18 protein-coding genes are annotated in these 13,349 nt (G+C 39.1%); all 18 read left to right on the top strand.

Going from position 1 to position 13,349, the window contains the following annotated elements; all coding sequences use genetic code 11:
• Positions 1-78 precede the first annotated feature (78 nt).
• The 18 genes from thpR to BPR_RS09760 all read left to right on the top strand — a co-directional run bounded on the left by thpR (position 79) and on the right by BPR_RS09760 (position 13,286).
• Positions 79-657, top strand: a complete 579-nt coding sequence (gene thpR / locus BPR_RS09845; protein ID WP_081441768.1) for an RNA 2',3'-cyclic phosphodiesterase — start codon at positions 79-81, stop codon at positions 655-657.
• 178 nt (positions 658-835) lie between these two features.
• Positions 836-1,315 carry a YbaK/EbsC family protein gene (locus BPR_RS09840; RefSeq protein ID WP_013281327.1) on the top strand — a complete coding sequence of 160 codons (480 nt, stop codon included), beginning with the start codon at positions 836-838 and terminating at the stop codon, positions 1,313-1,315.
• Between the two features lie 16 nt (positions 1,316-1,331).
• Positions 1,332-1,469 (top strand): nitroreductase family protein, encoded by a 138-nt coding sequence (locus tag BPR_RS20395; protein ID WP_081441767.1) that lies wholly within the window; start codon positions 1,332-1,334, stop codon positions 1,467-1,469.
• A 314-nt stretch (positions 1,470-1,783) separates the two neighbouring features.
• Complete coding sequence (locus tag BPR_RS09835) at positions 1,784-2,266, top strand: NUDIX hydrolase (protein WP_013281326.1); 483 nt, start codon at positions 1,784-1,786, stop codon at positions 2,264-2,266.
• Between the two features lie 158 nt (positions 2,267-2,424).
• Complete coding sequence (locus BPR_RS09830) at positions 2,425-3,180, top strand: nucleoside phosphorylase (RefSeq protein WP_013281325.1); 756 nt, start codon at positions 2,425-2,427, stop codon at positions 3,178-3,180.
• 657 nt (positions 3,181-3,837) lie between these two features.
• Entirely contained in the window at positions 3,838-4,359 is a 522-nt protein-coding gene (locus tag BPR_RS09825; protein WP_013281324.1) for a DUF4256 domain-containing protein, read from the top strand.
• Between the two features lie 65 nt (positions 4,360-4,424).
• On the top strand, positions 4,425-5,171 hold the full coding sequence (locus BPR_RS09820; protein WP_013281323.1) for a CPBP family intramembrane glutamic endopeptidase: 747 nt from the start codon (positions 4,425-4,427) through the stop codon (positions 5,169-5,171).
• A 119-nt stretch (positions 5,172-5,290) separates the two neighbouring features.
• Complete coding sequence (locus BPR_RS09815; RefSeq protein WP_013281322.1) at positions 5,291-5,896, top strand: GNAT family N-acetyltransferase; 606 nt, start codon at positions 5,291-5,293, stop codon at positions 5,894-5,896.
• Entirely contained in the window at positions 5,872-6,534 is a 663-nt protein-coding gene (locus BPR_RS19825) for an HD domain-containing protein (protein WP_013281321.1), read from the top strand. The genes BPR_RS09815 and BPR_RS19825 overlap by 25 nt, the downstream gene beginning before the upstream one ends.
• Before the next feature lie 186 nt (positions 6,535-6,720).
• Positions 6,721-7,998, top strand: coding sequence for an AAA family ATPase (locus tag BPR_RS09805; RefSeq protein ID WP_013281320.1), 1,278 nt, complete (start codon positions 6,721-6,723; stop codon positions 7,996-7,998).
• On the top strand, positions 7,988-8,638 hold the full coding sequence (locus BPR_RS09800) for a hypothetical protein (RefSeq protein ID WP_013281319.1): 651 nt from the start codon (positions 7,988-7,990) through the stop codon (positions 8,636-8,638). Before BPR_RS09805 ends, BPR_RS09800 begins: the two co-directional genes overlap by 11 nt.
• Before the next feature lie 147 nt (positions 8,639-8,785).
• Positions 8,786-9,301 (top strand): AAA family ATPase, encoded by a 516-nt coding sequence (locus tag BPR_RS09795; protein ID WP_013281318.1) that lies wholly within the window; start codon positions 8,786-8,788, stop codon positions 9,299-9,301.
• Positions 9,298-9,894, top strand: a complete 597-nt coding sequence (locus tag BPR_RS09790) for a histidine phosphatase family protein (RefSeq protein WP_013281317.1) — start codon at positions 9,298-9,300, stop codon at positions 9,892-9,894. The genes BPR_RS09795 and BPR_RS09790 overlap by 4 nt, the downstream gene beginning before the upstream one ends.
• Positions 9,891-10,472, top strand: coding sequence for a GNAT family N-acetyltransferase (locus BPR_RS09785; protein ID WP_013281316.1), 582 nt, complete (start codon positions 9,891-9,893; stop codon positions 10,470-10,472). The genes BPR_RS09790 and BPR_RS09785 overlap by 4 nt, the downstream gene beginning before the upstream one ends.
• A gap of 42 nt (positions 10,473-10,514) precedes the next feature.
• On the top strand, positions 10,515-11,435 hold the full coding sequence (locus BPR_RS19820) for a GNAT family N-acetyltransferase (RefSeq protein ID WP_013281315.1): 921 nt from the start codon (positions 10,515-10,517) through the stop codon (positions 11,433-11,435).
• A gap of 39 nt (positions 11,436-11,474) precedes the next feature.
• Positions 11,475-12,035, top strand: coding sequence for a flavin reductase family protein (locus tag BPR_RS09770; protein ID WP_013281314.1), 561 nt, complete (start codon positions 11,475-11,477; stop codon positions 12,033-12,035).
• A complete protein-coding gene (locus tag BPR_RS09765; protein ID WP_081441766.1) occupies positions 12,028-12,609 on the top strand; it encodes a nucleoside deaminase in 582 nt (193 codons plus the stop codon). The genes BPR_RS09770 and BPR_RS09765 overlap by 8 nt, the downstream gene beginning before the upstream one ends.
• 263 nt (positions 12,610-12,872) lie before the next feature.
• Positions 12,873-13,286 carry a GNAT family N-acetyltransferase gene (locus BPR_RS09760; protein WP_013281312.1) on the top strand — a complete coding sequence of 138 codons (414 nt, stop codon included), beginning with the start codon at positions 12,873-12,875 and terminating at the stop codon, positions 13,284-13,286.
• Positions 13,287-13,349 lie beyond the last annotated feature (63 nt).

Below are 13,349 nucleotides of genomic sequence, written 5' to 3'. Positions count from 1 at the left end.
AAGGACTAACCGCCTACCGTGATTACTGGTAGCACCAAAGATGATTATATCGAACATATATTCGCAAGCCAATGACAAATGGAAAGATTTGTAGGGATGATAGATGGAAGAGATGAAGCAAATAATAGATGGGGTGCTGATCTAATGAGACTTTTTATAGCAATCTGTTTTGATGACAATATGTTGGACAGCCTTGCGGAGATTCAGGATGACTTGCGGCGCTGCGGAGTAAAAGGAAGCTACACGCCCCGTGAGAACCTGCACATGACGCTGGCCTTTATTGGGGAGTATGACGATCCTGAGCAGGTGGTGGAAGTTATGCAAAAGGTGCCGCTCCGGTCTTTTTCTGTAAAGCTGAGTGGGTACAGGCCTTTCAGAGATATGTTTTTTGCTGAGTTTGAAGAAAACGAGAGCTTGAAAGAGTATGTGAAAAGGCTTAGGAAAGCTCTTTTGGACGAAGAGATTTCTTTTGACAGAAAGAAGTTCATGCCGCATGTGACGCTGATCCGGAGAGCAGACTGCACTAAGGGCAAAGCTTTTTTGCCAGAGTTTCAGGAAAGCGACGCTATGAGAGTTAATGGCATTTCTCTCATGAAGTCTGAGCAGGGGAGACATGGAATGGTATATACGGAAATTGGGTATGTCAGGGCATTGTGACGAGGGGAGAATTGTAATGTACTTTTTTCTGCCCGGAGGAAATTGAAGATAGAAGTATATGCATTGATGGTGATATAACCCAAGGCTATCATCAGCTATAGGTAAATACATACGCAGAGTAAGTACCATTGTGTCTATAATGGTAGCATAGAAAATATTGTTTCCGTGGAGGGCAAAAATGGTCAATGAAAAGGTAAAAGAGTTTCTTGCCTCCAATAATCTTGGTGACAGGCTTACAGAGCATGCTGAAACGATTGATACAGTTGAACATGCAGCACAGCAGATAGGCTGTACCGAACCGGAGATTGCAAAGACATTGTCTTTTGTTGTAGATGAAAAGCCTGTAATTGTGGTAATGGCAGGCGATGGTAAGGTTAATAGTTCTAAGTTCAAATCACTATTTCACACCAAGCCACACATGATTCCCAGAGATCAGGTAGAGAGTATCACGGGATTCCAGCCAGGCGGAGTATGTCCTTTTGCTGTGGCTGATGACATCCCTATCTGGCTTGATGTATCCATGAAGAGATTTGAATATGTCCATCCTGCAGGAGGGAATGAGTTTACTTCTGTTAAAGTTACACCTTCAGAGCTTGAAGCTATTACCGGAGCCGAGGGCTGGTGCGATGTATGCAAGGGATGGGAAGAAGACGAGTAAAGAAAGGGGAGTTACCATGGAATTCAAAGAAGTAGTAAAGAACCGTTACTCATGTAAGAAATACAGTGAAAGAAAAGTAGACAGGGCAAGGCTTAATGACATCCTTGAGGCCGGAAGGCTTGCACCTACGGCAAAGAATCTTCAGGAACAGTAAGTTATATTTAAGAAAATCAGAAAATCAAAAAGTGCCAGTCACTGCGAACTTAGTGTAGAGGATCTTAGGATCCTCTATTTTGGGGAAGCGGAGATTCGTCCACAGACTGTTGTATCGAACAATATGGAATTTACTGCTCGGTTTGAATGCCGGGCGGTAATTTTTATTTGCTTTTCGGCATTTGTGGGAGCAATGGCTTACATGCTAAAAATATAATTGCTTAAGAAAGGGCGTTGTTTGGCAGTAATAATTCTGTTAAACAGCGCTTTTTTTTGATATAGTTGAAATATGTTTGTTGGAGGGAGTGTTTGAATATGAGTATGGACATGACAGTGCCATGTGACAATGGACTTATAAACATCAGAGTAGGAGCAATCATTCTTAAGGATGGAAAATTCCTAATGGTCGGGAATAATATCAGACCGGAGTATTTGTATTCTGTAGGCGGCAGAATTAAGTTCGGAGAAACTGCTGAGGAAGCGGTAATCAGAGAAGTATATGAAGAGACCGGTGTCCGCATGGAAGTGGACAGGCTTGGATTCATAAATGAAAACTATTTTTATGGGGACGCAGAGTATAATCTCGGAAAGCTGATATATGAGATATCTTTCTTCTTTTACATGAAAGTACCTGAGGACTTTGAGCCGGAGTGTAACAGTTTTACCGAGGATGAGCATGAAGAGTTTCTTAAGTGGATTGCACCTGATGATCCGGTTAAGTTTTATCCGGAGTTTTTCAGAACAGAATTGCTGCATCCTGTAAATGTGGTTAAGCATTTTTTGACGGATGAGCGTTGAAATCAGAGAAATTGTAAGGCATAGATAGTGCTTTATAACTGATATAGTATTTAAGGCCTCATCAAGCGAGAGTTTGATGGGGCTTATTTTTTCGGAGGTGGATGAGTGATGAGGCGGCCTAAGTGACAAGGGCGTGTGGAGAAGGGAGGAAGCAGTATATGATAATAGATTCATTTGATAATAAATCTCCGGCAATCATCAATCCTGTGAAAAAGGAGAATAGAATTAAAGTAGATGCATGCATAATTACTTTTTCTCATCAGATCGAAAAGGCTGTAGTGGAAAAATATAAAGCAACTGAGATAGCAGCTTTGTGGTGTGCAACCGGAAAAACTCCAGTATATTTAATAGAAAGAAATGGTCATAGATTTGCTTTTTACAAGACATATGTCGGGGCTCCTATTACAGTAGGTCTTCTGGAGGATGCAACAATAGAACTTGACTGCGAGAAGTTCATCTTGTTCGGAGGAGCAGGATGCCTGGATAAAGAGATTGCTCATGGCAAGGTAATGATTCCGACAGCTGCCTACAGAGACGAAGGAACTTCATATCATTACGCCCCGGCAGCGGATTATATAACCATAATAAATTCGGATATTGTTGCTGAGTGCATGAAAGCAAATGGCATTCCATTTGTCCAAGGCAAGACCTGGACTACGGATTCATTCTATCGCGAGACAAGAAATATTTTTGAAAAGCACAAAGCAGATGGCTGTATTTCTGTAGAAATGGAATGTGCTGCGGTGCAGGCAGTTTGCGATTTCCGGGGACTGGAGCTGTATCCGTTCTTTACAAGCGGAGATCTGCTTGATGCTCCTGAGTGGGATGAGCGAAACAAAGATAATGATGATGGTGGACAGCATGATGCAGGGCATTTCAATATAGCCTTGGCGCTTGCGGAGTACATCGCATAAAATGGGGATTGGATATAAAGTCGATGGACTGAATGGACAATATGAGTGGCTGGCAGATTTATATTCCAGGAATATGAACAACTGGAGCTGGTGCAAAACTGCCTATATATAGAATGTTGCGAACAGTGGCAGTTTAATTTGTGGCCGAAGTTCTGCCTATATTTTGGGTATTACCAATAGAGGCAGTTGATTTTACGTAGGGCAAACTGCCTTTATGCCGGGAGTGGCATTTTGTAGCAGTAAATTGCTGCCCCAAAATAATGCCTATATTGTGCGTGGGCTGGATATGGGCAGAACCGCTATTGATAATTGCAATGCCTATATTAGCTGAGAGCTGAATAGTGGCAGAATGACTAGTAATAAAAACACTGCTTTTGGTCTATTATTATCCATGAAAAAAAATTGTGGATATCCGCAAAAATTTCATGTAAACGGGTAGTCAAATTTTGGGACTGCGTCTAGAATAATGCTGCTAAAAGGGGATTTCAGTAATAATGGGCATAGTATGAATGGGGATTTGCGCTGGTTTCCTATTTACTTGAATGGGGATTTGAGATAAAAGATAAATATGTAGTTCATACAAAAGACTATAAGTGGGAGAATGGAATAAACTATATTCCTGTGTATATGGTGCCGTTTATATAGGAGGGGTAAACCATGTTAGAAATATTAAAAGCGAGATTTCAGGAAAATAAGAATCTTCATATGGAACTGAGTTGGCTTGACGTGGAGAAACGTTTGCTTGAGCATCCGGACTCCATGGATGTTTTGAGAAGGATGGAGGAGAGCGGAGGAGAACCAGATACCATCGGCTATGACGAAAAGACGGGAAAGCTAATTTTCTGCGACTGCGCAAAGGAGTCCCCTTCTGGGCGCAGAAGCCTGTGCTATGACGAAAAGGCATTACAGGGGCGTGCTAAAAACCCGCCGTCAGGCAGCGCCGAATGGAAAGCAAAAGAAATCGGCGTTTTGATCATGACGGAGGAACTCTATCGCCGACTGCAAAGTCTCGGGGAATTTGATTTGAAAACGTCAAGTTGGATCACTACGCCGGATGATATTCGCGACAAGGGCGGTGCATTGTTCTGCGAACGACGTTACGGAACGGTTTTCACATTCCATAACGGGGCGGATTCGTACTATTCCGTGCGCGGGTTCAGAGGCTATACTCTTATATAAATTCTGATTGTAGAGCGATTAATTCCAGTAAAACAGACGATGAAAGAAAAATTGGGGAATTCAAAATGACAAAAATATATAAGAAAAGTGAGATCACTTTTGCAATCCTGTGGATTGTTGCTTATGTTGTTCTGAGCAGTTTGGCAGATCAGTTTTCAGAGAACATTGGCATTACAAAATCTATAACAGCTGTGCTTCACATAGCAATGTCTTTGATTTTGTTTTTCTGGATTCAAAAAAATAAACTTGGCGAAAAATACGGGTTTTGCAGATCATCTATTCCTGCAAAGCGTTTTCTTTATTATCTGCCTCTTATTATTGTTGCATCAACGGCTTTTTGGGGCGGAATAAAATTGCAATACGACATATTGGAATCTCTGTTTTATTTCATCAGCATGCTCTGCGTAGGGTTTCTTGAAGAAGTTATTTTCCGTGGACTATTATTCAGGGCAATGGAGAAGGACAATCTTAAGAGTGCAATTATTGTTTCTGCGCTGACATTTGGATTGGGACATATTGTGAATCTTTTCAACGGAAGTGGAAAAGATTTGATTTCGTCCATGATTCAAATTGTGTTTGCTGTCATGGTCGGATTTGTGCTGGTAATAATCTTTTATCATGGGAAGTCTCTTGTGCCATGTATTTTATTCCACTCTGCTAATAATGCACTCAAAGTTTTTTCTGCAAATGGGATGAGTAATCCTCTGACAGAAAGGGTAATCAACTTAGTGTTGATTATTGTTGTTTTGGGAGGGTATCTATTCTATCTGGTTAAAAAATTTGGAAATGGAAATAGCTTGGATCTATGCTAGATAAGGTAAAGAAAAAGCGGGATGAAATAATATCAGGTACAACAAGAAGGTCAAATCAGTATGAATGATAAGAAGATTATTAGATAGTCGAGAATCGGGATTAGTAGACGGAGGAGACTATGTTAAATGATTATGCAATAGACAAGCCAATTCTTGAAACAGACAGACTGATTATCCGTGTGCTTAACGAAAAGGATGTGGATGATTTAAAAGAGTGGTTGGGAAGAGATGAAATTTATACATATTGGGGAAGAAAAACAAGCAAGGGCGAGAAAAATCCTGAACTCATGTTTATTGATCCACGTCCTTGGGTAAAAAGAAAACCTTCTCTTGATCTTGATTGGGGAATTGTATGGAAAGAAACAAATAAAGTGGTAGGTATGATCGCAGTATTTGATATTCAAAATGCCAGAATGGGCGATATAGCATACAGGATTAATCCTGAGTACTGGAGAATGGGAATTACTACAGAAGCTTTGAAGGAAGTGTTGCGATTTGTTTTTAAGAACACAGAAATAGACCGATTGAATGGACGTGTGGATGTAAGAAATATTGCTTCAAACAGAGTTATGGAAAAATGTGGTTTTGTTAAAGAAGGAACAATTCGTCAAGGAAAAATGGTTTCGGTTTACTGTGACTATAATATCTACGGTTTGCTTAGAGAAGATTATATGAAGCAGCAAGGTAAAGGGGAAACAAAATGTCTTTATCAGAAAGAGCACTAGAGATACTTGATCGATACAATAAAACAGAAGATGTGATAGAAACCACCAAGAAATTTGTTCATGAGATGCTTGGACCAACGCCTGATAGAGGCGACATGCTCTATCGCTACGAACATTCAATACGAGTTGCAGAAAACGGCAGGATGATCGCGATTGCTGAGAACCTCCCTGTCACCGATACTGTTGTTGCCTGCCTTCTTCATGACGTTGGCTACAGAGAATGTGGTGACGACTGGCGCATACATCCACAGGTAAGCGCCGATATTGCCGCAGAGTATCTTGCCAGAATAGGCTATGATCCTGATATGGCAAAAGAAATAGTGCAGGGAATCGGAAGGCATAATCTGACTGACACGTTACCTGAGGATATGAGCGTATTCCAGACCACCATCAGAGACAGCGATGATATCGACAGATTCGATATTATCAGGATTGCAATGGCTATGGGCAGCTCTGTTCACGAAAAGACAAATGTCGAGATCATCGAATCCTGTCAAAAGCAGATTGATATAGCTAGATGGTACATGACACTTCCAAGGGGAACTAAGACCGCCAAGGATATGATGGATAAAGAACTAACTCAGAGAATTGAACTTCTTGAACAGATCATAGCGCAGGCTAAGAAAGGCTTTGAATGAACTAATTTCAGTAGGATATATTATTACATAAAGAGCGGTTGTTCTTAACAGAATGACGGCTCTTTTCTTAGGCCCAAAATTGGGCGGAGATTCATTAACATTTTACATGTAAAAATATTGCATAAAAAATATTATGCGTTATAATCAAAGTAACTAATGACTATTTGGGTTGTATGGAGGTTTGCAATGATCATAGAAGTAAGAGCGAAGAATTGTTTTGCATTTGATGATCAAGTCGCTTTTTCGATGAAAGCTGATATGCGTAACAAAAAATTTGCTTCAAATGTACATAGAGAGAACAATTTTAATGTTCTTAAGACTGCAGGAATATATGGACCAAATAATGCAGGAAAGACATGTCTTATTAGATGCATTAAAGCCATAAAAAGTGTTCTTCTTAATAAGGAGAATGGCCTTATGTCAAATATTTTCACAAATAATGATATTTGTGAACTTGGAATCACCTTCTTATCAAATGGTAGGGAGTTCGCTTATGATTTCAAGTATGATGTGAAGGAAGAGGCTTATGTATTTGAATCATTTGTAGAAATTATGAAGGATCAATACAATAACGAAAAAGATGTGTGTTGGTTTAAACGTGACACGCTTAATGATGAGTTTGAGTGTATTGATGCTGATCTTATGACCATGATGCCAGTTTTGGCCAAGAGCAACGTTATTTTTCATTTGATTGATTCTAGTAAGTTTAAGGCGCTCAATGAGATGAAGGGAATTTTGGTTGGATTTGCCGAGAAAATAGATGTTATCAATATGAATAATATTCCTATGGAACATACTATAGAACTCATGAAAAATAAGAATCAGCTTCAGCAGAAAGTTGTAGGTTTTATAAAAAACGCGGACCTTTACATGGATAATTTTGAATATGTAGAAATGGGAAATATTAAGATTGCATCAGGTGATGCGGTCGGCAAGCCTGAGGAAAAGGTACTTGATATTCCAGATAGTGTTATGGATCAGATTAGGTTAGTTTCTACATATAAGGGCGTTCAGGTACCAAGTATGCTCTTTGATTCTACTGGGACAAAGAAGATAGCTGCCATAGCAAGCTATGTTATAGAGGCTCTTGAGCAGGGAAGAATTCTAGTGGTGGATGAGCTTGATAGCAGTATACATTTTAAGCTTACAAGAGCTACTGTAGCAATGTTTAATAATGAATTAAACACAGATGCTCAGATGATCTTCACAGTACATGATATTAACCTTATGGATTGCAAGCGCTTGTTCAGAAAAGAACAAATTTGGTTTGTTGATAAGGATGAGAATGGTGTTTATGTATATTCTCTGTCAGATTTTACTGCTGAAAACGGTGTCAGAGACACTTCTGACATTATAGAAAAGTATCGTAAGGGCGCATTTGCAGCTTTGCCAGATCCTGAGCTTATCAATTCTCTTCTTAGCATTAAGGGGAACGCGAAGGAGGAAACTGTAGATGGCGAATAGACTTCCTGACATTTCTGACAAGCATAAAGTCTGTATTATCTGCGAAGGGAATGAGGAGTACAAGTACCTTGAGAGGCTGAATTGTCTTCATGTATGGAACGATATCTATGATATTTCTCTTGTTAATGCGGAAGGAAATGGCAACATTCCTGCTCGATATCAGGATAGATACCAGAATGGGGCATATGAAGTTGTTCTTGTATTCTGTGATACTGAGAAGAAGCCTTATGAGCAGTATGAAGATATCAAGCGCAAGATAAATGAATTCCATGGTGTAGATAACGCAGCTGATGAAGTGGTTATCTTCGGCAATCCATGTACCATGCAGATTGTTTCCAAGCATTGGACTGACGAAATTATCAAAAGACCTGCCAAAGCTACAAATGCACCTCTTATTGAAAAATATACTGGTGTTAAGGGGTATAAAGGCAGAGCAGATCAGATTGATAAGGTAATGGAAAGTATTGGTGTTGATAATTACAATGACATGAAAGAAAGAATTGTTAAAATGCCTCAGGATGATCACGTGGATGGTTCGAGTAATTTCAGTAAGTTATTTGGAAAATTGGAAACATCGGATGTTCAGTGGATGAATAGGATAAATGATAACATAGAAGGACTTGAAGATAAGAAAGAATAAATATTGAAAATAGATAATGGAATAAAGCGGATTACAGAATGTGTTCAGGCTTTTTGCTTGAACGTGTTCTTTTAAGGTGCACATAGTGGTGTGAAAAATGCTGATGAAATTAGTAAGCCCGTACATACGGCGGAATGGAGAAATGATATGAAACTAGATATCATAGGATCTGTTGCTAGTGGGAAGACTACACTTGCAAGAGAATTATCAGAAATATATAACATTCCGTTTTATCAGAAAGACAATATTGTTTGGGAGCGCACTCCAGAAGGAGATAAAAAGCGCAGTGACAAAGATCGCGACGAACTATTCCAAGAAATAATAAATGGTGATAACTGGATTGTAGAAGGATCACCAAGAAAGCTGTTGCGTGAGAGCTTTGGAAAATGTGATTACATCATACTGTTAGATGTACCACTCTGTAAAAGATTGGTAAGAATAATAAAGCGTTGGTTAATGCAGAGAGCAGGAAAAGAAGAATACAATTCAAAACCTACGTTCAAGTTCCTTTGGTACAACATAAAGTGGGTGTTTGAATATGATAGAGACAGGAAAGAAATCATTGGGTATCTGTCTGAACATGGTTCGAAGTATAAAAGATTTACAACTTCTGGGGATGCCAAAGATTTTATTCGCATGGAGTATGAAAAGAGGGAATTGTGAAGATATATTTTGCGAGACATGGACAAACAGATTGGAATATAATAGGAAAAGTTCAAGGTACGACTGATATTCCTTTGAATGAGAATGGAATAGCGCAGGCGCAACTTCTTTGCAAGAATCTTGAAGATAGAGATATTTCTTTTGAAAAGATATACACCAGCTATCAGGCTAGAGCTGTAAAAACTGCGCAGATAGTAGATGAGCATTTCCATACAGGATATGAAATAGTTAGAGGCCTGGAAGAAATGAATCTGGGATTGTTTGAAGGGCATACCTGGGATGAGATTCTTTCTTTATATGATGAAGAGCATAAGCTGTGGCTTTCAAATAAGAGATATAATTGCACCCCTGGCGGCGAATCATATCAAATGGTTATGGAAAGACTGTTTAAAGCACTTGATTATATTCTTGGTCAGCACGACAGTTCTTCAGATAAGAACCTCCTGATAATATCCCACGGAGCTGTTATCATGACGCTTCTTGCTATGAAAAGAAATATACCTTTTGAGCAGTCGCATACAATTGAGGTTGACAATGCGTCACCTATTGAATTCAGTATAGAGGAATTAGAGTGGATAAGAGAAAGGCTATGAATAAAATAGAAATAGTAGCTTTACCTAAAGAACAATGGAAGGGTGCTGTGGTTCCATTAGTTACAAGGAGTGACAGCTATTATGATTTTGAAATAAAGCAGCTTGATAACGATGGATGTAAGATTGAGCTTGTCAAAAGGAAGGCTGAGAGCGAAATTGTTCATACTCCTGAAGAATATGACTTCCCGGATTCTTTGTATCAGGATCATTGGGAGAAGGCAGAAGCCTTCGGAGTCGTAGGTGATAACAATGAACTTTTGGCATGCATTGAAGTTTGTCCCGAAGAATGGTCAAACAGATTGATGGTTACAGAACTTTGGGTGTCAGATAATCTCAGAGGCAAAGGGCTTGGTAAACAACTGATGGATAAGGCAAAAGAGGTTGCACAGAAGCAGAAAAGAAGAGCACTCATGCTTGAGACACAGTCATGCAATACCAGCGCGATAGGTTTCTACCTCCATGAAGGATTTGAACTTATAGGATTTGATACTTGTTGTTATACAAATAATGATATAGGCAGGCGCGAAGTTAGGATCAACTTGGGATATTTTTTTAATAGAGATGGGAAAAGATGGTGAGTGAAACGCTATCTTCCAGAAAAAATATAGGGGCGGAACAAAGTGATAAGTATTAAAGAATCAACATATGATGATATCAAGGATATACAAAGCTTGTGGGCTGATGAAGACGTCATGAGATATATCTGGCCAGGAGGATTGCATGAGACAGAAGAAGCAGTAAAGGAATGGTTAGATAGATTCATATCGGCAAGGCCAAAGCAAAATCACTATTCAATCTTTGAGGATGGTAAGTACTGCGGTGAGACTCAATATCGTATTGATTCGGAAACTAAAAATGCTTCTTTGGATATTAAGTTATTTGAATTTGCCAGGGGCCGAGGGATTGCAACGCAGGCGCTACTATACTCTATTCAAGAAGCTTTTAAACAAGGAGCTGAAAATCTGTGGGTTGATCCCCATCCAGCTAATGCCAAGGCAATAAACTTGTACCGTAAGTTGGGATTTATTCAGAAAGAAATGCCTGAGTATGTTATTGCTTTAGGAGAAGATCCTTCTCTTTATATTTACATGGAACTGGGTAAAAAAGAATTCAATGATAAGTTTGAAAAATCTTGCGGGGCAATAGTATACACTATAGACGGTGGAGTAATAAAATATCTTTTAGTTGAGGAAATGAGCGGATTTCACAGCTTTCCAAAAGGACATATGGAAGAAGGCGAGACTGAAATAGAAACCGCGCTTCGTGAAATAAAGGAAGAAACAAATCTGGAAGTCGAGTTATGCACTGATTTTAGGATAAGCGAACAATACCAGCTATCGGAAAAACCAGGCGTAACCAAGCAAGTGGTGTATTTCTTGGCAGAGTATAAAGACTCATGTCCGTGCATAGTAAGACCAAACGAGGTTAAATCTCTGAAGAGTCTCAAACTTGAAGATGCTATCAATACTATTGAGTATGACAATAAAAAAGAGATGCTAAAAAAGGCGGATAGCTACCTTAAAAGGAGAAGCAGCAACTAATATTTTATTCCAGTAAAACCTACTATCTAAGGAGAAAAAATGGCAAAAAGACAATCTGTTGATTCAAAATATTCTATGTGTGTTCAGCCTTCTTTTATTATAGGCACCAATAATGAGGATGGGACTGCTAACTTTGCGCCCATCACCTGGGCAAGTGCAACCCATGAGGAAGGTGACCAGTATTTATTTGTTATTAGCATGGCTGGGACTAAGATGACCAAGAAAAACGTGCTAAGAACGGGAATATTTAGCGCCAATCTCGTTAGCACAGATATGCTTCCTCTTATGGATTACTTTGGCTCTAAACATGCTAAAGATGGCGCTAAGGATGATGTCTCCTACGAGGTTGTGAGAGGAGATGTATTGGATGTTCCTGTATTGAATGAAAGCCGATGGGTGTATGAATGCGAGGTTGCAAGAATGGTTGAGACTGGGGACTCAACTACCTTTTTCTGTTATATCCGCAATATACAGATGGATAAAAATCTTGTATGTGAAGATATATTTGATATTGATCTTACAGTGCTGGATCCGGTTGTCTATTCAGGCAGGTATCATAGCATTGGCAAGATGCTAGGTAAGATTGGCGATTTTGTTTGATTTTTATATTCCAGTTTTATTGACCATGACAAATGATGTATATAGAGGTATTGATATGGGCGAAATTGATGAGAATTATATGAAAAGGTGCTATGAATTAGCGATAAGCGCGGGTAAAAAAGGGTTTGACACTTTTGGCGCGGTATTGGTTTGTGACGGTAAAATTCTGGAAGAAGCTGAGAATACTGCTGATTTTGAAAAAAAGATTTTTGGTCATGCAGAATTTAATCTTGTTCATAAATGTGCAAATAAATATACAGACGACATTTTAGAAAAGTCTGTAGTCTACACAAGCTGTGCCCCATGTGAGAGGTGCCTTGCAGCAATAGCTTCACTGGGAGTTCATAAGGTTGTATGTGGAGTTTCATACAAAGAATTCTGCAAATTACTTCCGTTTGATTATCAGGCAGTAGACAGAGAGGGTTTGCTTAAGCAACTTGGAATAAATATGACACTTAAGGAATCAGTGCTTGAAGATGAAGGCATGCACGTCTTTGAATGGTGGGGCGGAGAATATCGTCCGTTAGACGAGCTTATTGCAGAAATGGATGAGGTAAAACAGAAAAGCAAATAGAAGTTTGTCGGCCTGCTATGATAGTACGTTTTATTCGAATATTACTGATAGTGAAAAAAAGGAAAGAATAATGATCAGACTACAAATATGTTGGAGCATATCCGGTAAAGGATGGAGAGAACATAGAAATGGCTTTTACCGGACCGTTAATGAAAAGGCCGGCTTTGAAATTTTTGAACTGTTTGGTAATACATATACGGTGAGAAAAAACTGATTCTATAAATGGGAATATATTGTAGCATAACTTACTAACGGAGGAGACCATGGAGTTTCGCATTACTAATGATGGCAATGAGGCGGATATAGCAGAAATCTATAAAATGCTCAAAGATTACAATCTTAGCAATCGAGAGAAGTCAGAGAATGTTCCTTTAGGTATTTTTCTTGAGAATGAAAATGGAAATAAACAAGCCGGACTTACAGCTGATACTTTTGGTAAGTGGCTTTGTGTCCATTATCTCTTTGTTTCAGAAGAACTTCGAGGACATGGCGTCGGAAAAGAACTCATCGAAGCAGCTGAAAAAGAGGCAATCAAGCGAGGCTGTAAATATGTCTTTGTTGATACATTTTCTTTCCAAGCACCTGGTTTTTACACAAAGCTGGGCTATAAAGAAGTATTCTCGTTACAAGAATATCCTTACACCGGAGCCAGATATTACTACACGAAAGAACTATAAATTCAGGATAACTTATAAAGGTAACTATCCGATTTCTTAGTGCAATAATGGGATAAATATGAT

Source organism: Butyrivibrio proteoclasticus B316 (assembly GCF_000145035.1).
Taxonomy (GTDB): domain Bacteria; phylum Bacillota; class Clostridia; order Lachnospirales; family Lachnospiraceae; genus Butyrivibrio; species Butyrivibrio proteoclasticus.
Note: the sequence above shows the minus strand (reverse complement) of the source record. Positions and strands in the feature narration are given on the sequence as shown.

Excerpts from the sequence above, each read along its gene's own strand:
- BPR_RS09800 (WP_013281319.1), top strand. The coding sequence starts at position 7,988 with ATGGCGAATAGACTTCCTGACATTTCTGACAAGCATAAAGTCTGTATT.
- BPR_RS09760 (WP_013281312.1), top strand. The coding sequence starts at position 12,873 with ATGGAGTTTCGCATTACTAATGATGGCAATGAGGCGGATATAGCAGAA.
- BPR_RS19825 (WP_013281321.1), top strand. The coding sequence starts at position 5,872 with ATGTCTTTATCAGAAAGAGCACTAGAGATACTTGATCGATACAATAAA.
- BPR_RS09815 (WP_013281322.1), top strand. The coding sequence starts at position 5,291 with ATGTTAAATGATTATGCAATAGACAAGCCAATTCTTGAAACAGACAGA.
- BPR_RS09835 (WP_013281326.1), top strand. The coding sequence starts at position 1,784 with ATGAGTATGGACATGACAGTGCCATGTGACAATGGACTTATAAACATC.
- BPR_RS09770 (WP_013281314.1), top strand. The coding sequence starts at position 11,475 with ATGGCAAAAAGACAATCTGTTGATTCAAAATATTCTATGTGTGTTCAG.
- BPR_RS09785 (WP_013281316.1), top strand. The coding sequence starts at position 9,891 with ATGAATAAAATAGAAATAGTAGCTTTACCTAAAGAACAATGGAAGGGT.
- BPR_RS20395 (WP_081441767.1), top strand. The coding sequence starts at position 1,332 with ATGGAATTCAAAGAAGTAGTAAAGAACCGTTACTCATGTAAGAAATAC.
- BPR_RS09805 (WP_013281320.1), top strand. The coding sequence starts at position 6,721 with ATGATCATAGAAGTAAGAGCGAAGAATTGTTTTGCATTTGATGATCAA.
- thpR (WP_081441768.1), top strand. The coding sequence starts at position 79 with ATGGAAAGATTTGTAGGGATGATAGATGGAAGAGATGAAGCAAATAAT.
- BPR_RS09825 (WP_013281324.1), top strand. The coding sequence starts at position 3,838 with ATGTTAGAAATATTAAAAGCGAGATTTCAGGAAAATAAGAATCTTCAT.
- BPR_RS09840 (WP_013281327.1), top strand. The coding sequence starts at position 836 with ATGGTCAATGAAAAGGTAAAAGAGTTTCTTGCCTCCAATAATCTTGGT.
- BPR_RS09820 (WP_013281323.1), top strand. The coding sequence starts at position 4,425 with ATGACAAAAATATATAAGAAAAGTGAGATCACTTTTGCAATCCTGTGG.
- BPR_RS09830 (WP_013281325.1), top strand. The coding sequence starts at position 2,425 with ATGATAATAGATTCATTTGATAATAAATCTCCGGCAATCATCAATCCT.
- BPR_RS09795 (WP_013281318.1), top strand. The coding sequence starts at position 8,786 with ATGAAACTAGATATCATAGGATCTGTTGCTAGTGGGAAGACTACACTT.